Annotated in this window: 18 protein-coding genes; 12 read left to right on the forward strand and 6 right to left on the reverse strand. The window is 65.3% G+C overall.

From position 1 onward, the window contains the following. Positions 1 to 174 precede the first annotated feature (174 nt). Together KQ910_RS22735 and KQ910_RS22740 are read right to left on the reverse strand one after the other, a co-directional pair. Entirely contained in the window at positions 175 to 837 is a 663-nt protein-coding gene (locus KQ910_RS22735) for a peroxiredoxin (protein WP_216965531.1), read from the reverse strand. 52 nt (positions 838 to 889) lie between these two features. Beyond that, positions 890 to 1,633: an SDR family NAD(P)-dependent oxidoreductase gene (locus KQ910_RS22740; protein ID WP_216965533.1), complete on the reverse strand. Its 744-nt coding sequence runs from the start codon at positions 1,631 to 1,633 to the stop codon at positions 890 to 892. 38 nt (positions 1,634 to 1,671) lie between these two features. On the opposite strand from KQ910_RS22740, the gene KQ910_RS22745 reads away from it, so the two are divergent. Beyond that, the gene (locus tag KQ910_RS22745) at positions 1,672 to 2,409 is read left to right on the forward strand and encodes a TlyA family RNA methyltransferase (protein ID WP_216965535.1); all 738 of its coding nucleotides are present in this window, start codon (positions 1,672 to 1,674) and stop codon (positions 2,407 to 2,409) included. 59 nt (positions 2,410 to 2,468) lie between these two features. Here KQ910_RS22745 and KQ910_RS22750 read toward each other — a convergent pair whose 3' ends face one another. Together KQ910_RS22750 and KQ910_RS22755 are read right to left on the reverse strand one after the other, a co-directional pair. Then, a complete protein-coding gene (locus KQ910_RS22750) occupies positions 2,469 to 3,431 on the reverse strand; it encodes a class I SAM-dependent methyltransferase (RefSeq protein WP_216965537.1) in 963 nt (320 codons plus the stop codon). Then, on the reverse strand, positions 3,428 to 4,480 hold the full coding sequence (locus KQ910_RS22755; protein ID WP_216965539.1) for an alcohol dehydrogenase: 1,053 nt from the start codon (positions 4,478 to 4,480) through the stop codon (positions 3,428 to 3,430). Before KQ910_RS22755 ends, KQ910_RS22750 begins: the two co-directional genes overlap by 4 nt. 203 nt (positions 4,481 to 4,683) lie before the next feature. Between KQ910_RS22755 and KQ910_RS22760 the strand changes: the two genes are divergently transcribed. From KQ910_RS22760 to KQ910_RS22805, 10 genes are read left to right on the forward strand one after another with little or no spacing between them, the layout of a single operon-like run. Further along, on the forward strand, positions 4,684 to 5,904 hold the full coding sequence (locus KQ910_RS22760; RefSeq protein WP_229600855.1) for an amino acid ABC transporter substrate-binding protein: 1,221 nt from the start codon (positions 4,684 to 4,686) through the stop codon (positions 5,902 to 5,904). Positions 5,905 to 5,911: 7 nt separating this feature from the next. Next, positions 5,912 to 6,763: a branched-chain amino acid ABC transporter permease gene (locus KQ910_RS22765; protein ID WP_216965542.1), complete on the forward strand. Its 852-nt coding sequence runs from the start codon at positions 5,912 to 5,914 to the stop codon at positions 6,761 to 6,763. Further along, positions 6,760 to 8,508, forward strand: a complete 1,749-nt coding sequence (locus KQ910_RS22770) for a branched-chain amino acid ABC transporter ATP-binding protein/permease (protein ID WP_216965544.1) — start codon at positions 6,760 to 6,762, stop codon at positions 8,506 to 8,508. The genes KQ910_RS22765 and KQ910_RS22770 overlap by 4 nt, the downstream gene beginning before the upstream one ends. Further along, entirely contained in the window at positions 8,498 to 9,205 is a 708-nt protein-coding gene (locus KQ910_RS22775; protein ID WP_216965546.1) for an ABC transporter ATP-binding protein, read from the forward strand. Before KQ910_RS22770 ends, KQ910_RS22775 begins: the two co-directional genes overlap by 11 nt. 6 nt (positions 9,206 to 9,211) lie before the next feature. Then, positions 9,212 to 9,994, forward strand: coding sequence for an FCD domain-containing protein (locus KQ910_RS22780; RefSeq protein WP_216965548.1), 783 nt, complete (start codon positions 9,212 to 9,214; stop codon positions 9,992 to 9,994). Between the two features lie 11 nt (positions 9,995 to 10,005). Beyond that, entirely contained in the window at positions 10,006 to 11,235 is a 1,230-nt protein-coding gene (locus KQ910_RS22785) for a VOC family protein (RefSeq protein WP_216965550.1), read from the forward strand. A gap of 36 nt (positions 11,236 to 11,271) precedes the next feature. Then, the gene (locus KQ910_RS22790) at positions 11,272 to 12,237 is read left to right on the forward strand and encodes a Bug family tripartite tricarboxylate transporter substrate binding protein (RefSeq protein WP_216965552.1); all 966 of its coding nucleotides are present in this window, start codon (positions 11,272 to 11,274) and stop codon (positions 12,235 to 12,237) included. A 33-nt stretch (positions 12,238 to 12,270) separates the two neighbouring features. Continuing rightward, positions 12,271 to 14,607, forward strand: coding sequence for a xanthine dehydrogenase family protein molybdopterin-binding subunit (locus KQ910_RS22795; RefSeq protein ID WP_216965554.1), 2,337 nt, complete (start codon positions 12,271 to 12,273; stop codon positions 14,605 to 14,607). Between the two features lie 4 nt (positions 14,608 to 14,611). Further along, the gene (locus KQ910_RS22800) at positions 14,612 to 15,469 is read left to right on the forward strand and encodes a DODA-type extradiol aromatic ring-opening family dioxygenase (protein WP_216965556.1); all 858 of its coding nucleotides are present in this window, start codon (positions 14,612 to 14,614) and stop codon (positions 15,467 to 15,469) included. Positions 15,470 to 15,483: 14 nt separating this feature from the next. Beyond that, positions 15,484 to 16,353, forward strand: coding sequence for a fumarylacetoacetate hydrolase family protein (locus tag KQ910_RS22805; protein WP_216965558.1), 870 nt, complete (start codon positions 15,484 to 15,486; stop codon positions 16,351 to 16,353). 9 nt (positions 16,354 to 16,362) lie between these two features. Here KQ910_RS22805 and KQ910_RS22810 read toward each other — a convergent pair whose 3' ends face one another. Further along, positions 16,363 to 17,310, reverse strand: a complete 948-nt coding sequence (locus KQ910_RS22810) for a VOC family protein (RefSeq protein WP_216965560.1) — start codon at positions 17,308 to 17,310, stop codon at positions 16,363 to 16,365. A 109-nt stretch (positions 17,311 to 17,419) separates the two neighbouring features. On the opposite strand from KQ910_RS22810, the gene KQ910_RS22815 reads away from it, so the two are divergent. Beyond that, positions 17,420 to 18,349 carry a fumarylacetoacetate hydrolase family protein gene (locus tag KQ910_RS22815; protein ID WP_216965562.1) on the forward strand — a complete coding sequence of 310 codons (930 nt, stop codon included), beginning with the start codon at positions 17,420 to 17,422 and terminating at the stop codon, positions 18,347 to 18,349. A gap of 98 nt (positions 18,350 to 18,447) precedes the next feature. On the opposite strand, the gene KQ910_RS22820 is transcribed toward KQ910_RS22815, so the two are convergent. After that, a complete protein-coding gene (locus KQ910_RS22820; RefSeq protein ID WP_216965564.1) occupies positions 18,448 to 18,894 on the reverse strand; it encodes an Hsp20 family protein in 447 nt (148 codons plus the stop codon). Positions 18,895 to 19,131: the final 237 nt, after the last annotated feature.

Raw genomic sequence — 19,131 nt, forward strand, 5'->3', positions numbered from 1 at the left:
GGTAAAGAGGAGGGTCGCTCACTACGTTCGGGATGACAATTTTGTTGGGATTGGCGCAGTGCGCCGATCAAACAAACGGTGTCATGGCGGGCGGGGAAGCCCCGCCCTGGAGCGTAAGCGAGGGACCCTTACCTCTTATGCGACAGCCCTGCCCGTATGACCGGGGAGCTACTGCTAGTCCTTGGGCTGAGGCACGATCCGCAGGTAGGGCTTGGGCGCCCTCCAGCCGTTCGGATACTTCGCCTTGGCGGCCTCGTCGGACACGGCCGGGACGATGATCACGTCCTCGCCCTTCTTCCAGTTCACGGGGGTCGCGACCTGGTGCTTGGCCGTGAGCTGGCAGGATTCGAGCAGGCGCAGCACCTCGTCGAAGTTGCGGCCGCTGCTCATCGGGTAGACGAGCATCGCCTTGATCTTCTTGTCCGGCCCGATGATGAACACCGAGCGCACCGTGGCATTGTCGGCGGCGGTGCGGCCTTCGGAGGTCGTGCCGGCGCCTTCGGGCAGCATGTCATAGGCGGTCGCGACCTTGAGTTCGGGGTCGCCGATCATCGGGAAGGTCACGGCGTGGCCCTGGGTCTCCTCGATGTCCTTCGCCCACTTGGAGTGGTTGGTCACGGGATCGACCGAGAGGCCGATGATCTTGGTGTTGAGCTTGTCGAACTGCGGCTTGAGGCCGGCCATGTAGCCGAGTTCGGTGGTGCAGACCGGCGTGAAATCCTTCGGATGCGAGAACAGGATCGCCCAGCTGTCGCCGATCCATTTGTGGAACTCGATCGGACCCTGGGTCGTCTCGGCCTTGAAGTCGGGCGCGGTGGCATTGATGCGAAGCGTCATGGTGAACTCCTCCAGTTTGCGGCCCGCACCTCAACCCTTCCACCGGGCTCGGTCAAGCCTTGGCAGGAATCCAGCTCGCAAGGCCCAGTCCACCATCAACTTCTACCGTCGTCCCCACCAGGTAGCGGCCAAATCTTTCCGAGAGAATCGCCACGGCGACCTGCGCGATGTCGTCGGGCGTGCCGGCGCGGCCGAGCGGGATCTGCGCAACCAGTGAAGCGAGGTCATTGGAGACGAAACCGCCGCCGGGAATAGCGCCAGGCGCGATCGCGTTCACGCGAATGCCGTCCGGCGCCAGCACGCGGGCCAGTTCCTTCATAACCATCGTCATGCCGGCCTTGGAGGCGCTGTAGTGCGGCAGGTTGCGCGGCGTGTCGCGGTGCTGCGAGGTGACGAGGATCATGCGGCCCTTGATCCGGTTGTCGCGCATGTGGCGGCCGACCTCGCGACCGAGGAAAAAGCCGGAGCGCAGGTTGATGTCGGTCATCAGGTCCCACGTCTCCTCGCTGACCGACAGCGGTGTGTCGGCTTCCAGCCGGCGCGGACTGGCGGCATGGACGAACAGCGAGATCGTGCCGAGCTTCTTTACCGCACCGTCGAGCAGGCTTTTCCAGCCGTCACGCTTCGAGAGGTCGGCACCGAGGAAATCGATGCCGTCCTCGGCGGACGGGGCGGCGATGTCGCTTCCGAGTACGATCGCGCCCTCGGCCTTGAGTGCCTTGGCAATGCCGCGGCCGATGCCGCCGGCGCAGCCGGTGATCAGGGCGCGCTCGCCCTCGAGAAGTTTCATGCTCATGCCCGGCATGCTAGCAGGTCGTCCGAAGGGAGACAGTATTGGCGAAGACGCGGCTGGACGTGGCACTGGTCGAGCGGGGGCTCGTGGAAACACGCGCCGCCGCGCAGCGGCTGGTCATGGCCGGGCTGGTCTTTTCCAACGACCGGCGGCTGGAGAAGGCGGGGCAACCCGTCGCCGACGACATGCCGATCGAGGTGCGCGGCCAGCTCCATCCCTATGTCTCGCGCGGCGGACTCAAACTCGAGAAGGCGCTCGACCATTTCACCATTCCCGTCACGGGGCGCGTTGCCCTCGATGTCGGCTCCTCGACCGGCGGCTTCACCGACTGCCTGCTGCAGCGCGGCGCGGCGAAGGTCTACGCGGTGGATGTCGGGACCAACCAGCTCGCGTGGAAACTGCGCACCGATCCGCGCGTCGTGTCGATGGAGAAGACCAACATCCGCGACGTGACGCGCACGCAGATTCCAGAACCGGTCGATCTCGTCGTCTGCGATGCCTCGTTCGTCGGCCTGCGGCTGGTCCTGCCGTCCGCCCTCGCGCTGGCGGCGCTGGGGGCCCATCTCGCGGCGCTGATCAAGCCGCAGTTCGAGGTCGGCAAGGGCCGCGTCGGCAAGGGCGGCATCGTGCGCGAGGCGGAGCTTCACACCGAAGTCGTGGAGACGATTTCGGCGTGGCTGGACGAGCAGCCCGGCTGGCATGTGCTGGGCGTGACGGAAAGCCCGATCACCGGCGCGGAAGGAAACAAGGAGTTCCTGATCGCGGCTCGATTGTCTTGATTTGTCATCCTGAACGAAGCGAATGATCCTTCGCTTCGTTCAGGATGACAACGGGTCGGTTAGCGCACAGCGCGCGTCACCCTGAATTTGTTGTTGTCGGCCAAGGTTTCGAACGACGTGAAGTGTGCTTTCAGCAGCGGCTCGTAGGGCAGGCCGCGATTGGCGACCATGTAGAACCGCCCGCCCGGCTTCAGCGCGCGCGCTGCGACGGCGATGAAGCCCTGGCCCAGCGACGGCTCGGCGGCGCGGCCGGCGTGGAAGGGCGGATTGCAGACGATGGCGTCGTAGGTCGCGGGGGCGGCCTCGTTGATCAGGTCGAGCCAATGAAACGTCGCGCGTGGATCGGTGACGTTCGCGCGGCTCGCCTCGACGGCGCGATGCTCGGCATCGATGCCGTGGATCGCCGCCACGGAAAGGCAGGTCGCCAGGACGTGCCGCGTCAGGAAGCCCCAGCCGCAGCCGAAATCGGCGACCAGTCCTGCGAGATCATTGGGGAGGTGTGCGGCGAGGAGGGCCGATCCGTCATCGACGTGATCCCATGAGAAGACGCCGGGCTGGCTCAGCCACGAACCGTCGCCGACAGGCTGCAGCGTGGCGAGTTTCTGCCAGTACTCGGGCGGGGTTCGCTCGCCCTTGCCAAGCCAGAAAACCCGGCTGTGGAACTTCGAAAGCGTGTCGACGCCGCCGAAGGCCTTGCCGACATGCTTCTCGAGGCTGCCCGCGCCGTCGTCGTTGGCGCCGGCGCAGACCAGCGTTCCTCCGTGGGCAAGGAGAGCCCAGCCGCGCGCGATGTTGGCGAAGTTCTCTTCCTTGTGCTTGGTCAGCAGGACGAGGCCGAGAGAATGGCCGCCGCTTTCCAGCCGCGGCACGGCCTGCTTCAGTCGAAGGAATGTCGGCCGGAACGACTGCTCCGCGTCGATCTCCGCGAAAGGCGGATCCTCGGCGCGCAGGAAGAACGCCCGCCTTGCGGCGAGCGTTCCGGTGTCGAAGGCGTGGGCGAGGGCGCGTGTCGCCTGGCTCACGGAACGAGGACGGCCCGCCCCATGATGAGGCCCTTGCGCAGTTCCTGCAGCGTGGCGTCGGCCTCGTCGAGCTTGCGCGTGACGACCGGCACCGGCGTCACCTTGCCGGCGGTGACGAGGTCCATCATCTCCTTCATCTCGCCCGGGCTGCCGGTCACGGAGCCCACGATCTGGCAGCCGGTGAAGGCGAACATCGGCATCGGCAGCGAGAAGGTGCCGCCGAACAGGCCGACGACGACGAGGCGTCCGCCGCGGGCCAGCGCCTTGACGCCGAACTGGGCGGTGCTGTCGGCGCCCACGAAGTCGATGGCCGCACCGACGCCGGTGCCGTCCGTCAGCTCGAAGACCTTCTTGCGGGCGTCCTTGTCGCGCGGATCGATTGCGGCGATCGCGCCGTTGTCGAGCGCCAGCTTGCGCTTGCCTTCGTCGATGTCGGCCACGATCGGCGCGCGGCCCAGCACGGATTGGGCGAACTTCACGCCCATCAGTCCGACGCCGCCGGCGCCGATCACCAGGATCGGCTTGCCGCCATCCTCGCCGACCGTCTTCTTGACGGCGCTGAAGGCGGTGATGCCGGAGCAGGCATAGAGGCAGGCCAGATCGGTCGGGATGTTGCCGTAGGGATAGAGATACTTCGCGTCGGGCACGAGGACGTGGTCGGCATAGCCGCCATCCTTGTTGACGCCGAGTGCCCGCGGGGCGGCGCACAGATGCTCGCGGCCATTGGTGCAGTACCAGCAGGTGCCGCAGCCGATCCACGGATAGACGACGGCCTTGTCGCCGACCTTCGCGCCCTTGGCGTCGGGACCCAGCGCGACGACTTCGCCCACGATCTCGTGGCCCATCGTGCGCGGCGGGTTCATCGTCTTTTGCGTCGACACCTTGTTGCCGCCGCCCATGTCGAAGAAGCCTTCCCACAGATGCACGTCGCTGTGGCAGACGCCGGCGGCCGTCACCTTGACCAGGACCTCGGCGCCCTGCGGCGCGGGATTGCCTTCCTCCACCTTCTGCAGCGGCTGGCCGAATTCGACGACCTTGTAGCTCTTCATTGGGACTCTCTCCGTTGCGAACCGGCCGGAGAATATGCCGAAAGACGCGCCGCGTCTGCGTTGCCGGCGACGCAGCGACATCACAAAACGATCCCCATTCAATGTTGTCCAAAGTTTCGAAAATCCGGTTTACTTACGAGGATCGATCCGCCACGATCCGTTTCAACGACGTTCAAAAAAATAAACGTCGAAGGAGGAAGCAGATGCGCGAGCGGATGGGCTCATGGCGGCGGCGCCATGTCTTGGCGGGATTGTTGGGCTCCACGGCGATGTTGTCCGCGCCGGCCATTCTGCGAGCGGCGCCTTCGGGCAAGCCGGTGCGGGTCGGTGGCACGCTCTCGCTGACGGGCTTCCTGGCGCAGACCGCGGTCATCCACAAGATCGCGTCCGAGATCATGGTCGAGGAGATCAACAGCCGTAACGGCTTCCTCGGCCGGCCGGTCGAGTACGTGCTGCTCGACGACCAGTCCAAGCCCGATGTTGCCCGCAGTCTCTACGAGAAGCTGATCACCGTCGACAAGGTCGACCTGATCCAGGGCCCGTACGCAACCGCGCCGATCCTGGCGGCGATGGGTGTGGCCCAGCGCTACGGCAAGGTGATCGTCCAGAGCAGCATGGGCATCCCCAAGCTCCAGACCTACGACATGGCATTTCCGGCGACGCCGTTCGGCCCGGAGCCCGACAAGAGCTATCCCAACGTGATCCTCGATGCGATGGCGAGCCTGCCGGCCCCACCAAAGAACATGGTGATCCTGACCAGCAAGTTTCCGTCGGCGCAGTTCATGGCGCAGGGAATGAAGGTCGAGGCCGAGAAGCGCGGCGTGAAGGTGCCTCTCTATCTGGAATACGAAGCGGGCAATCGCGACTTCGGGGCGATCGCGGCGCGCGTGAAGGAGGCGAATGCCGATTTCCTGTGGGTCGGCTCTCTGGGGCTGGAGAGCAACCAGATCCTCGAGGCCTTGAAGAAGCTCGAATATGCACCGAAGGGCAGCTTCCACCTCTATCCGGCGCCGGGGCCGCTGGCGCTGTCGCCCGACGGCAATCTCGCCTGGTCGTCGACCTTCCTCGAGCCGGACGAGCCCTTCATGAGCCGGCCGGGTGTCGCCAGGATCGCCGCGGCCTACAAGGAGCGCGCCACCAAGGCGAACCTGCCGTATCCGCTAATCGATGCGCAGGCCGCCGGCATGGTCTCGGAATGGCAGATCCTCGAGCAGGGCGTGAACGGCGCCAAGAGCCTCGAAGACAAGCAGATCGCGGCCTTCCTGAAGAAGAACGTCGTGAACACGATCTATGGGCCGCTGAAGTTCGACGGCCTCTACAATCACGGCGCCCCGGCGCAGCTCATCCGCCAGGTGCAGAACAAGGAATGGAAGGTCGTCTGGCCCCGGGAGTTCGCGGCACCCGGCGTGAAGCTGCTGCCGTAACCGGCGGATGCCGAGCGCAACGCTACTCGGCCAGGCGCTGATCTCGGGCGTCCTGGCCGGCGGAATGTATGGACTGCTGGCGTTGGGCCTCAGCCTGAGCTGGGGCCTGCTGCGGCTCGTCAACCTCAGCCATTTCGCGCTCGCTTTCCTCGCGGCCTACCTGACCTACGAGCTGGGCACGACCTATCACGTCGCGCCGTGGTGGTCGGTGCTGATCATCGTGCCGGCGATGTTCGCCATCGGCCTCGCCCAGCACTGGGTATTCGTGCGCTTCAAGGTGAACGAGCTGGGCTCGCTTCTGATCACCTTCAGCTTCGCCGTCATGCTCGAGGTCGGGATCCAGCTCTACTGGACCGCCGACTATCGCCGCTTCGAGACGCACTATGCGACATGGTCGATCAAGGCCGGGCCATTCTACATCCCGGTGCTGGAGCTGATTCTCTGCCTCGTGGCCGGGGTGCTGGCCTGGGGTACGTGGCTGTGGCTGCGCAAGACCTACGTCGGCAAGGCGCTGCGGGCGAGCGCCGAGGACGCGGATATCGCGGCAGCCTATGGCGTCGATCACCGGAAGCTCGCCTATCTGCTGTCGGGCATCGGGGCTGCCTATGCCGGCGTCGCCGGCACCTTCATCGCCCTGATCGCGACCCTGGCGCCGGCCCAGATCTGGGCCTGGCTGGGTGTCGTCTTCGCCGTGGTCATCATCGGCCGGCTCGGCAATCCGCTGGGCGCGCTGGCCGCCGGCATGCTGATCGGCGCCAGCGAATCCATCGCCATGGCGGTCTTCAGCCCGGCCTGGGCGCCGGTCGTATCCTTCTCGGTTCTGATCGCCATCCTTCTGTGGGATCCGGAGTGGTCATGACAGCCGGGCAAACCCTTCCGAAAGCGGCCGCCGCGCTCGGCATCCTGGTCTTCGCGATCCTGCCGACGGCAGGCCTGCCGGCCTTCTACGATTCGTTCTTCTATCTCGTCTTCTTCTGGATCTCGCTGTCGACGAGCTGGGCGCTGCTCTCGGGCTTTGCCGGCTATTTCAGCCTGGGTCATGCCGCGTTCTTCGGCGTCGGCATGTACACGACGGCGACGCTGACCACCAAGGCGAACGTACCGTTCCTCGTGACCGTGCCCGTCGCCGCGGCGATGGCGGCGTTGCTGGGCGTCGGCATCGGCGCCGTTGTGTTCCGCATGAAGCGGCTGCGCGGCGAGCTGTTCGCCCTGCTGACACTCGCCGTCACCTTCGTCATCGCCACGATCATCCTCAACACGCCGATCGACGGCGGTGCCGGCGTGTTCATGAGCGCCGTGCCGATGCCGAACCTGATGCCGACCCAGACCGGCACCATCTACGTGCTGGGCTTCGCGATGTGCGTGCTGACGCTGGGCATCGCGTGGTGGGTCGCCCATTCACGCCTGGGCCTCGGCCTGTTCGCCATCCACGACGACGAGGACGTCGCCGAAGCCAAAGGTGTACCGACCTTCCGCTACAAGCTGATCGCCTTCGCCCTTTCGGCCGGCATCGCGGGCGCCGTCGGCGGCATCCACGCGATGTATGTCGGCTTCCTCACTGTGGCGGGTACGTTCGAGCTCACCGTGCCGCTCTATGTCGTGCTGATGAGCGTGCTGGGTGGCTCACGCAACTGGTTCGGACCGGCGGTCGGCGCCACGGTCATCACGACGCTGCTGTACGCCTTCATCAGCGGCGGCGAGGCGATGGTCGGCCGCGCCGTGGTCGGCCTGATCCTGATCCTCGCCATCCTGTGGCTGCCCGACGGTGTCGTGCCGGCGATCCAGGCCTGGATGAAGCGCCGTCGCCGCTCCGAGACCAAGCCGCATGCCGCCGTGGTGCCCGCGGTGCCGGACAAGCCTCATCAGATCGGATCCCGCAATATCCTCGAGGCGAGGGGCGTCACTAAGCGGTTCGGCGGTTTGCAGGCGCTGGCCGGCGTCGACCTCGACGTGCGCGAGGGTGAGATTCTGGGGCTGGTCGGACCGAACGGCTCGGGCAAGACCACGCTGATCAACGTCATCTCGGGCTTCTATCCGCTGAGCGGCGGCACGATCATGGTCGACGGCGCGGAGATCGGTCGCCTGCCGGCGCACGAGATCGCGCACCGGGGCATTGCGCGGACCTACCAGATTCCGCGGCCGTTCGTGAACATGACGGTGCTCGACAACGTATCGATGGCCGCGACCTTCGGCGGGCCGCCGCGCACGGCCGCCGAGATCCGCGAAGAGGCACTGCACTGGATCGGCTTCACCGGGCTTGCCGGCAAGGAAGAGGCGCTGCCGGCCGAACTGAACCTGCACGAACGCAAATTCCTCGAGTTGGCGCGCGCGCTGGCAGCCAAGCCCAAGCTGCTGCTGCTCGACGAAGTCCTGTCCGGCCTCAATCCGGCCGAGGTCGACAATGCCATCCGGCTCGTGCGTGCCATCCGGGCGCAGGGCGCCACCATCGTCTTCGTCGAGCATCTGATGCGCGCCGTCGTCGAGCTCTCCGACCGGGTCGCCGTCCTGAACGAAGGCAAGCTCTTCGCCCTGGGGGCGCCGCGCGAGGTCATGCGCGATCCCCGTGTCGTCAGCATCTATCTCGGCAAGGCCTATGCTGCTTGAAGTTCGCAACCTCCACGTCGGCTATGGCGACGCACCCGCCGTGTGGGACGTCTCGATCGAGGTCGATGCCGGCGAGATCGTTTCCGTCATCGGGCCCAACGGCGCCGGGAAGACGACGCTGATCAACGCGATCGCCGGGATGCTGCGATCGCGGCAGGGACATCTTCGCTTCGATGGCGTCGACATGACGCGCGTGCGTCCGCACGGTTTCTGCGAACAGGGTATCGCCCTGGTTCCCGAGGGACGTCGGCTTTTCGCAAAGATGACGGTCGAAGAGAACCTCGAGTTGGGCTGCTACCTGCCCCGGCCGCGGGCGGCGAGGGCGGAGTCGCTGGAGAGGGTCTACGGCCTGTTCCCGATCCTGCGCCAGAAGCGGGCGCAGCCGGCGGGCGAATTGTCCGGCGGGCAGCAGCAGATGGTGGCCATCGGCCGGGCGCTGATGGCGCAGCCGCGAATCGTCCTGTTCGACGAGCCCTCCCTCGGCCTTGCGCCGACCATCGTCGACGACATGTTCGACATCATCGTCCGGGTGCGCGACGCCGGCGCCGCCGTGCTACTGGTAGAGCAGAACGTCATCAAGGCGCTGAGCGTGGCTGACCGGGCTTACGTGCTGGAACAGGGGCGCATCGTGGCGACCGGCCTTCCGGACGAACTCATGAAGCAGCCCCACATACGCGAAGCCTATCTGGGAGTTTGATACCGTATGCCCAAGACCCTTCCCGCCGTCCCGTTCGAGGGCGCCAACGAGAACCTGTCCGCAACCACCGCGCCGCAGGATGTGAGCCGCGAGGACGCCGCCACGTTCGACATCCTGCGCAAGATGCGAGAGGACATTCTGTGCTGTGTCCTGAAGCCCGACCAGAAGCTGAAATTCGGCGAACTGCGCCAGCGATACGATACCAGCGTCGGCACCCTCCGCGAGGCGCTGTCGCATCTCGTTTCGGAGGGGCTGGCGCGCACCGAGGCCGGACGAGGCTTTCAGGTCGCGCCGATATCGCTGGCGGACTTCCTCGATCTGTCGGAACTGCGGGTCTACCTGGAGACGAAGACGCTGGCCGATGCCATCCGCCACGGCACCGACGCGTGGGAGGCAGAAATCGTCAGCTCCTACTTCCTGCTGAGCAAGCTTGCGGCGCCGAGGCCGGACGATCCGCTGTCGGTCAAGCAGGAATGGGGCAAGCGCCACAAGCGCTATCACGATGCGCTGGTGGCGACCTGCCGTTCGCCCTGGTCGCTGCATTATCGCAGCGAGCTGTTCGACCAGGCGCGCCGCTATCATTGGCTGACCATGATCCATAGCCGGCTGCATCGTCGGAACGAGCATCTGGAGATTCGCGATGCGGTACTGGCGCGCGATTCCGATCTCGCCTGCTCGCTGCTGGAACAGCATATCCGCACGACCGTCGAGCAGGCGGTTTCCGACGTTCCCGGATTGATCCGCGGCAATGCCAGGGCCCTCAGGCCTGCCGGGCGACGCAAGAGCTAAGGGAGAAGACCATGGACACAATTCAAAGGGCGACGACCTACGACGTCGGGGGTGTTCGCTATCCGCGACCGTTCAAGATCCGGCGGCTTGGGCATTTCGGCTTCAACGTCGCGGACATGGACAAGGGCCTCGACTTCTACTGCCGTCTCCTCGGCTTCCGCGTCACCGACACGCGCGATTTCTCCAAGGTGCCGGGGCGGGAGGAGATGGCCAAGCGGCTCCAGGACCCGCGTATCGTCTTCATGAGCCACAATTCCGACCATCACGCCTTTCTGCTGGCGCACAAGTCGCTGGGGGCCATCTTCGGGGACGACGCGGTCTCCCGGGACGTCACGGTCAACCAGATCACCTGGCAGGTCGGCACGATGGACGAGGTGTTTGCCGCTGCCGACTATTTCCGTGAGCGCGACGTCGAGATCCGTCGCGTCGGGCGCGATATGCCGGGCAGCAACTGGCACACATACATCCGCGATCCCGACGGGCACACGGTCGAACTCTATTACGGCATGGAGCAGATCGGCTGGGACGGCCGCTCCAAGCCGGAGTCGATGTACTACCGCGCCTTCCGCGAGACGCCGGAGCTGCCGCAGATCTCCGAGGAGCAGGAAGTGCGCGACGCCGTCGCCAACGGCATCGACGTCAATGCCGGCAACGTCATCAAGGACGAGACCGGCGAGGAATACGTCGTCGCCGGCACGCGCCTGCCGCGACCGTTCAAGGTCACCAGCATCGGGCCGATGAGCCTGTTCGTGGCCGATGTCGGCGCCTCGGAGGCCTTCTACACGCAGACGATGGGCTTCATCCGGACCGAGGTGGTGACCTGGAAGGGCCATCGCTGCGTCTTCCTGCGCAACGGCAGCGAGCATCACTCCCTGTCGTTGTTCCCCAAGGCGCTGCGCGGCGAACTAGGGCTGAACCCCGACACGAGCTGCGCCTCGATGGGCGTCGAGGTCGGCAGCTACCAGCAGCTTCGCGACGCGGTGAGCTACCTGAAGAAGAAGGGCGTGCAGTTCACCGATGTCATTCCGCCCGAACTCTATCCCGGCGTCGACTATGCCGCGCACATTCTCGATCCGGCCGGGCACTGCCTGATGCTGCACTACTACATGGAGCGCATCGGCTGGGACGGCAAACCGCGCCCGGCCGAGCAGCGTCGCAAGGTCGGCAAGGACTGGCCCGAGGCGATCGAGCCGATGTCCGACACCTACGCCGATCAGACGTTCATGGGACCGTTGGGATAACGACGGCTCGAACAATGAAAAAAAGGAGGAGGAAACATGAGACGCAGGACTTTGCTGATGTCTGCCGGGGCGGCGGCGGTAGGCGCCCCCGCGATCGCGCGTGCGCAGGCCTATCCGTCGCAGACCATTCGCCTGATGCACGGCTACGATGCCGGCTCCAACCCTGACACGATCGCCCGTCATCTCAGCGGGCCGCTGACCGAGATCCTCGGGCAACAGATCGTGATCGAGCCGAGGCCGGGCGCGGCCGAACGGCTGGCCGCCAGCCAGATCGCGCGCATGAAGCCCGACGGCTACACGCTCTACCTGATGACGGGCGGCCAGGCTGTCGTCTCCGCGACCGATCGGACGCTGAGCTACGATCTTCTGAAGGACTTCGACTTCATCTCGATCGTCACGCGCTTCCCCTTCGTCCTCACCGTGGGACCTGATTCACGCTTCAAGACGGTCCAGGCCTATTTCGACGAAGGCAAGCGGGAGCCCGGCAAGCTCACCTATGGCACGTCCGGCGTCGGCTCGACGCTGCACATGGCGATGGAACTGATGCTCGAGAAGACCGGCGCCAAGATGACCCATGTTCCCTACAAGGGTGGGATAGGACAGCCCTACAACGATCTGGTTGCGGGCCGGCTCGATATGCATGTCGCGACATTCTCGAGTGCTCAGCCCCTCATGAAGGCGGACAAGATGAGGGCGCTCGCCGTCACGTCGAAGGAGCGCCATCCGGGCTTTCCGGACGTGCCCACGGTCTCCGAGACGGTGGTGCCGGACTATGACGTCGTGTCGTGGCTCGGCTTCACCTCGCCCGCTGGCCTGCCGCCGGCCATCCGAGATCGCCTGTACGCCGCATTCAAGCAGGCGATGGCGCGGCCCGATATCAAGGCCAAGCTGGAAGAGCTGGGCAATGACACGCGCGTGACCAGTCCGGCAGAGTTCCGGGCGCGGGTCGAAGCCGACATGGCTCGCTGGCGACCGCTCGCGCACGTCGTCAGCCAGTCCTAGAGTCAGATCGAGCGTTCGCAGGAGAGAGGCGTCATGAGCAAGTACGGAATCGGCCAGCCGGTGTTGCGTTTCGAGGATCCACGCCTGTTGCGCGGACAGGGCCGCTTCATCAACGACGTCAACCTGCACGGCCAGACCTACGCCGTGTTCGTCCGCTCGCCGCACGCGCACGCGAAGATCCGCTCCATCGATACGAAGGCGGCGGCGGCGGCGCCCGGCGTCCTCGCCGTCTATACCGGCCACGACGTGGCTGCTGACGGGCTCGGCATGCCCAAGGCCAACATGCCGAGGAAGCGGCCCGACGGTAAGCCGATGTTCGCGCCGCAGCGTCCGCCGTTGATCACCGACCGCGTCCGCTATGTCGGCGACCCGGTGGCGATGGTCGTCGCCGAGACGCTGGCGGAAGCCAAGGATGCCGCCGAGCTGGTCGAGATCGACTACGAGCCGATCCCTTCGGTGACGCTTACCGAGGACACGGTGAAGCCGGGCGCACCGGCGGTCTGGGACGATTGTCCCGACAACATTTCCAACTTCATCGAGCGCGGCAACAAGGCCGCGACCGAGGAGGCTATCAAGGGCGCGGCGAAGGTCATCAAGCGCCGCTACGTCATCACGCGCGTCCATGCCCAGTACATGGAGCCGCGCGGCACGCTCGGCGTCTATGACCAGGGCGAGGACCGCATGACGCTCTACGCCGACGTGCAGTATCCCCACCGGGTACGCAACATGCTGGCTCAGAACGTCTTCAAGGTGCCCGAAAGCAAGTTGCGCGTGATCACAGGCGATGTCGGCGGCGGCTTCGGCACCAAGGGGTGGCAGTATGTCGAGCATCGCCTGACCCTGTGGGCGGCGCGCAAGCTGCTGCGGCCGGTCAAATGGTGCTGCGAGCGCTCCGAGGCGGTGATGGCCGACGAGCATGGCCGTGACAATGTCGGCGAGATCGAGCTGGCGCTCGATGCCGACAACAGGTTCGTGGCGCTGCGGCTCAACATGCTGGCCAATATCGGCGCCTATGTCGGTTCAGACCGCAACCTGCTGTCGCCCTTCGGCATGATCGGCACGGTGCTGGGCGTCTATCTGATCCCCAAGGCCTACATCAACGTGGTGGGCGTGCTGTCCAACACCAATCCCACCGCGCCCTATCGCGGGGCGGGGCGGCCGGAGGCCATCTACCTGATCGAACGGCTGATCGACGATGCGGCGCGCGAGCTGGGAGTCGACCGCGTCGAGCTGCGGCGCAAGAACATGCTCGACGATTCGGCGCTGCCATATCAGAGCCCGGTCGGACCATTCTATGACTGCGGCGAGTTCCACAAGAACATGGACATGGCGCTGAAGCTCGCCGACGTGGCGGGTTACGCGGCGCGTGCGGACGAGTCGAGGAAGCGCGGCAAGCTGCGGGGCCTCGGCATCATCAATGCCATCGAACAGGCGGCCGGCACGGCGCAGCCGGAATATGCCGAGATCCGCTTCAATCCGGCCGGTACGGCGGCGCTGCTGATGGGCACGAAGGCGCAGGGGCAAGGCCATGAGACCATGTTCAAGCAGATCCTGAACGAGCGGCTGGGCATCGATCCGCACGACGTGCAGTTCATCGATGGCGATACCGATCGCGTCGCGTTCGGCATGGGCACCAACGGCTCGCGCTCGACCGTGCTCGGCGGCTCGGCGCTGTTCATGGCGGCCGAAAAGGTGATCGCCAAGGGCAAGCGGCTGGCCGGTCATCTCCTCGAAGCGGGAGAGCAGGACATCGAGTTCGCGGAGGGCACCTTCAAGATCAAGGGGACCGACAAGACGGTGTCCCTGAAGGCGGTCGCCATGGCGGCGTTCAATCCGACCAAGTGGCCGAAGAGCGGCTTCGAGGGCGGCCTGTACGAGAACGCGACGTATCTCGGCGAGAAGGACACCTATCCCAACGGCTGCCACATCTGCGAGGTCGAGGTCGATCCCGACACGGGCGAGGTCAAGCTCGACCGCTATGCCGTGGTCGACGATGTCGGCACGGTGATGAACCCGACCGGACTCAAGGGCCAGATCCACGGCGGCGTGGCGCAGGGCGTCGGCCAGATCCTGGGCGAACAGGTGATCTGGGACCGGGAGAGTGGCCAGCTGCTGACCGCGAGCTTCCTCGACTACACGATGCCGCGCGCCGACACGATGTGCAGCGTCGAGGTCAAGTCCAACCCCGTGCCGACCAAGTACAATCCGCTGGGCGCCAAGGGCGCGGGCGAGGCGGGGACGGTGGGTGCGATGCCCGTGGTGATGAATGCCGTGATCGACGCGCTGGCGCCGCTCGGCGTGCGAGACATGGTGATGCCGGCCACGGCGGAGAATGTCTGGCGCGCCATCCAGGCGGCGAAGGGAGCATAGGTCCATGGGCCAGATCGTCGGCGCGGCCGTCGTTTCGCATCATCCCGGCCTGGTGCAACCGAAGGAGATCCGGGTCCAGCGCGGCAATGGCCGCGATTCCGACCTGATCGAAGGCTTCGAGCGTGTGCGCGCGAAGATCGACGCGGTGAAGCCCGACACGTTCGTGCTGTTCGACACGCACTGGCTCACCACGTCGCTGCATCTCGTGGCGGGCGCGGCGCACTACAAGGGCAGCTACACGTCCGACGAGCTGCCGTTCTCGATGACGCGCTTTCCCTACGATCATGCCGGTGCCCCGGCGCTGGCCGTGGAAGTCGAGAAGGTCGCGCGGGAGAAGAAGGTCGCGGCCCGCAACGTCGTCGAGGAGACGCTGCCGCTGCACTATCCGACCCTGAACGTCATCCACTATCTCGGTCGCGGCGAGAAAGTGCTGAGCGTCGGCACCTGCCAGACCGCGCGGTTCAAGCATTTCCTGGAAATGGGCGAGGTCGTCGGCGAGGCGATCCGCCGGTCCGACGCCCGCGTCGTGCTGCTGGCCTCCGGGGCGATGAGCCACAAGTTCTACGACCTCGACCATGTCCCGCCCAACCCGCGTGTCTGGCATCCGGACAATGTCTCTGAGCCGAAGAACCGTGCACTCGACATGGAGGTGCTGGAACTCTGGAAGCAGGGGCGGCACGACATTGTGCTCGACCGATTCCCGGAGCTGGAAGCGGCCAAGTACGAGGGACGGGGCGCGCACTACGCGCAAATGATGGGGGCGCTGGGCGGCAGGGATTGCCGTGCCCGTGGCACGCAGCTCTCGGAATACGAGAACGCGGCCGGAACCGGCAACGTGCATGTCTGGTTCGATCTTCAGTAAGGGGAGTTGTTGAGATGAGCGTACTCGAGGGACCGCGCAAGGAAATCCGTCACGTCATGAAGGACGGCAGCGCCTACTGGGTGGAGTTCAAGGACGGCAAGATCGTCTTCGCCGACGGCCGTACCGCCGAGGAGAAGGACGTCGTTCACCTGCCGCCGTGCAATCCGACCAAGATCCTGTGCGTCCACGTGAACTACATCTCGCGCTACTACGAGTTCAACAACACGCATACGCCACCCAAGACGCCGACCTACTTCCAGAAGCCGCTTACCGCCCTCAACGCCCACAAGGGCGAGTTGGTGAAGCCCAAGGGCTATAAGTACGTGAACTACGAGGGCGAGATGGCCGTCGTCTTCTCGAAGGTCACCAAGAACGTGACCCGCGAGGAGGCCTGGGACTGCATCGCCGGCTTCGCACCGGCCAACGATTTCGGCTGCCATGATTTCCGCGATACCGATGCGGGCTCGATGTTGCGCGTGAAGGGCATGGACGGGTTCTGCCCGATCGGCCCCGGGCTCGTCTCCGGTGTCGACGTACGCCAGTCGACGCTGCGCAGCTACAAGAACGGCAAGATGGTGCAGGAAGGCGCGGTCAGCGAGCAGATCTTCGACTGCGGCTACCTGATCGCCGACCTGGCGCGCCATATCACCTTCCTGCCGGGCGACATCCTGCTGACCGGCACGCCGGCCAACTCGCGTCCGCTCGAGGCGGGCGACACGATCGACATCGAGGTCACGGGGGTCGGCCGTCTCTCCAACACCGTCGTCGAGACGCCGGCGCCGCGCGCATCCGAAGGCTTCCCGCCCAGCCCCGACAGCGAAGGCGTGCGCAAGGTGGCGCTCGGCAACGAGGAGCGCCTGCCGGACAAGTTCAAGACGAAGTAGGTGACGGCCTCAGGGGCTGGCGTGGCCCAGGAAACGGTCGGGCGGCCGGTCGCCCCATTGCGACTGGAAGCCTTCCTCGGCGCTGAGCAGGTTGCCGCCATTGGCTGCATTCAGCCGGTCGGTATCTGCCCAGCGTTCGTGGACGCGGCCCCAGGGATCGCACCAGTAGTCGTAGACCTGGCTTCCCAGAAGATGGCGGCCGATGCCCCACATATGGTCGTACTTGCCCAGCCGCTTGATGTATTCGTGATCCTGGAAGACGCAGTCGATGTCCTGCACCTCGTAGGACACATGGTTCAGACCGGCCCGAGTGTTGTGATTGCAGAAGAAGACGTGGTGATCGACATAGGCATCGCCGCGGTCGAGCCGGTTGAACGACCCGATGATGTTGTCCTTTTCGCCGACATAGACGTCGTCGGAGCGGATCATGCCCAGCGTTTCGCGAAACCACGCCACGGTCTCGGTTACCTTGGGCGAGGAGAGCACGCCATGGCCGATGCGCTGGATCGATGTGGGCGACTTGCCGAGGCGCATCACGCGCCCCACGCGGCGTCCCGGTTCGCGAGCTGTGTTGTGCTCGTCGCGGGCGACCTTGACGGGCTCGACGCGCTTCTGCCCGGCGACCACTTCGATCTGGTAGCCGTTGGGTTCGGTCAGTCGCACGCGCTTGCCGCCGCCCGGCTCGTCGATCGTCTCGATTCCCGAGGCGCCCGGCAGCTTCGCGAGCCGCTTCAGGTCGTCCTCGTCGGCGGCGTGATAGGCGAAGCCGATGAACTTCGTGTCGCCCTTGTGCGTGACGTGCAGGTGGTGGTGATCGTCGGTGCCGCGCATGTAGAGCGCGTCCGGTGTGCGCTCGGAACGGACCAGGCCGAAATGGGTGAGGAACTCCTCCATCTGGTCGAGATCGGGCGCCTCCATCCGGGGCCAGGCAAATTCCGCAGCCTTGATTACGGCCATTGTTTCCTCCGCTCTTTGGAGGAACGCTAGACCCACCGTCCGATCCTGAAAAGCGGGAAACGGTGGCCGCGGTCACCGCCGAGAGAATTTTTTAAGAGGGAGAGAAGAAGTGAAGCTTTGCTATTTCAACGACTATCGCCTGGGTGTCATCAAGGGCGACCAGGTCGTCGACGTGACGGACGCCGTGAAGGACATACCGCACCTCGATTCGCGGGACCTGATCATCGGCCTGATCGCCAAATGGGATTCCTACAAAGCCAAGGTCGAGAAGGCTGCTGCCGACGGCAAGGGTGTGGCCCTGTCCGGCGTCAGGCTGCGTCCGCCGGTGCCGAAGCCCGGCAACATCGTCTGCATGGCCGTAAACTACATGGAAGACGGCACGCTGCCGGAGAAGCCCGCCATCAACGCCTTCCATAAGGCTGCGACCGCGGTGATCGGCGACGGTGACACGATGGTATTGCCGGATGCGCCGGCCACGATCTTTGAGGGCGAGGCGGAGATGGCGCTGGTCATCGGCAAGCGGGCCACGCGGGCGACCCAGGCCGACGCCTTCAAGCACATCTTCGGCTACACCTGCTTCATCGACGGCTCGGCCCGCGGCCTGCCGCCGCCGGGCAACGTGTTCTTCCAGATGAAGTCGCGCGACACGTTCGCGCCGATCGGTCCCTGCATCGTCACCGCCGACGAGATCGCCGACCCACAGAACCTGAACATCACGCTGACCAACAATGGCGAGGTCATGCAGAAGTTCAACACGTCCGACATGGCGCACCACATCCCGCGCATCATCGAGTGGGTCAGCTCGATCCACACGCTGGAGCCTGGCGACATCGTCGCTACCGGCACCAATCATCGCGGCCTCCATTCCTTCATGGACGGCGACAGGATTGAGCTGACGGTGGAGAAGATCGGCACGCTGAAGTTCAACGTGAAGGATGAGTTGAAGCGCACCTGGGCTCGCACCACCCGCCTGCAGCACAAGGAAAAGGGCGGCGAGGGCCCGCACACGCCGCAGCTCACTGGCAAGTACGCCAAGTAGGACGAAAGCGGGCCGGGGTACCGCTCCGGCCCGTAGCTAAAAGAAAGGGCGTCGCGGTTTCCCGCGACGCCCCTTCGAGACAGCAGGCTGCTACCTGCTTAGTGGGTGAGAGCCGCTTGGCCGGCCTGGACGGGGATCGCGCGGGGCTTCTTCTCCTCCGGGATCTCACGCTGCAGCTCGATCGTGAGCAGGCCGTTGGCGAGCTTCGCGCCCGTGACCTTCACATGGTCGGCGAGCTGGAAGCGGCGGTCAAAGTTGCGGCCGGCAATGCCACGATAGAGATACTGCTTCTCGTCCTGGCCTTCGCTCGGCGCGGCCTGGCCGGTGACCAGCAGCTCGTTCTCCTTCTGGGTCACGTTCAGCTCGGCTTCAGCAAAGCCCGCAACCGCCATCACGATCCGGTAGGCGTTATCGCCGGCCTTTTCGATGTTGTACGGGGGGTAGCCGTTGGCGCCGGACTGGCTGGCCACCGAGTCGAGCAGGTCGAAGACCCGGTCGAAGCCGACGGTGGCGCGATAGAACGGGGAATAGTCGACGGTGCGCATTTGATCATCCTCTCTTGAGCGATGTTGGACGTCCCCGCCCCGGATGGGCGCGGGGAACGACGGAGATTTGGGGTGGGAAGGGGCGGCTTCAAGGGCGATAAAAATTTCCTTCTGCTGCCCTTGAACGGCAGGAATTGCTCCCTTCGGAACAACCTTCGGAAACTCACTTCGTGGCGGATATGCGAGGAATCGCCAGATCAAAGGCGGGTGCCAGCATGTCCAAATTCCTCCCCAAGT

The sequence above is a fragment of the Reyranella humidisoli genome, from assembly GCF_019039055.1.
Lineage (GTDB): Bacteria > Pseudomonadota > Alphaproteobacteria > Reyranellales > Reyranellaceae > Reyranella > Reyranella humidisoli.

Excerpts from the sequence above, each read along its gene's own strand:
- KQ910_RS22735 (WP_216965531.1), bottom strand. The coding sequence starts at position 837 with ATGACGCTTCGCATCAATGCCACCGCGCCCGACTTCAAGGCCGAGACG.
- KQ910_RS22740 (WP_216965533.1), bottom strand. The coding sequence starts at position 1,633 with ATGAGCATGAAACTTCTCGAGGGCGAGCGCGCCCTGATCACCGGCTGC.
- KQ910_RS22755 (WP_216965539.1), bottom strand. The coding sequence starts at position 4,480 with ATGAAGAGCTACAAGGTCGTCGAATTCGGCCAGCCGCTGCAGAAGGTG.
- KQ910_RS22760 (WP_229600855.1), top strand. The coding sequence starts at position 4,684 with ATGCGCGAGCGGATGGGCTCATGGCGGCGGCGCCATGTCTTGGCGGGA.
- KQ910_RS22765 (WP_216965542.1), top strand. The coding sequence starts at position 5,912 with ATGCCGAGCGCAACGCTACTCGGCCAGGCGCTGATCTCGGGCGTCCTG.
- KQ910_RS22770 (WP_216965544.1), top strand. The coding sequence starts at position 6,760 with ATGACAGCCGGGCAAACCCTTCCGAAAGCGGCCGCCGCGCTCGGCATC.
- KQ910_RS22775 (WP_216965546.1), top strand. The coding sequence starts at position 8,498 with ATGCTGCTTGAAGTTCGCAACCTCCACGTCGGCTATGGCGACGCACCC.
- KQ910_RS22780 (WP_216965548.1), top strand. The coding sequence starts at position 9,212 with ATGCCCAAGACCCTTCCCGCCGTCCCGTTCGAGGGCGCCAACGAGAAC.
- KQ910_RS22785 (WP_216965550.1), top strand. The coding sequence starts at position 10,006 with ATGGACACAATTCAAAGGGCGACGACCTACGACGTCGGGGGTGTTCGC.
- KQ910_RS22790 (WP_216965552.1), top strand. The coding sequence starts at position 11,272 with ATGAGACGCAGGACTTTGCTGATGTCTGCCGGGGCGGCGGCGGTAGGC.
- KQ910_RS22795 (WP_216965554.1), top strand. The coding sequence starts at position 12,271 with ATGAGCAAGTACGGAATCGGCCAGCCGGTGTTGCGTTTCGAGGATCCA.
- KQ910_RS22800 (WP_216965556.1), top strand. The coding sequence starts at position 14,612 with ATGGGCCAGATCGTCGGCGCGGCCGTCGTTTCGCATCATCCCGGCCTG.
- KQ910_RS22805 (WP_216965558.1), top strand. The coding sequence starts at position 15,484 with ATGAGCGTACTCGAGGGACCGCGCAAGGAAATCCGTCACGTCATGAAG.
- KQ910_RS22810 (WP_216965560.1), bottom strand. The coding sequence starts at position 17,310 with ATGGCCGTAATCAAGGCTGCGGAATTTGCCTGGCCCCGGATGGAGGCG.
- KQ910_RS22820 (WP_216965564.1), bottom strand. The coding sequence starts at position 18,894 with ATGCGCACCGTCGACTATTCCCCGTTCTATCGCGCCACCGTCGGCTTC.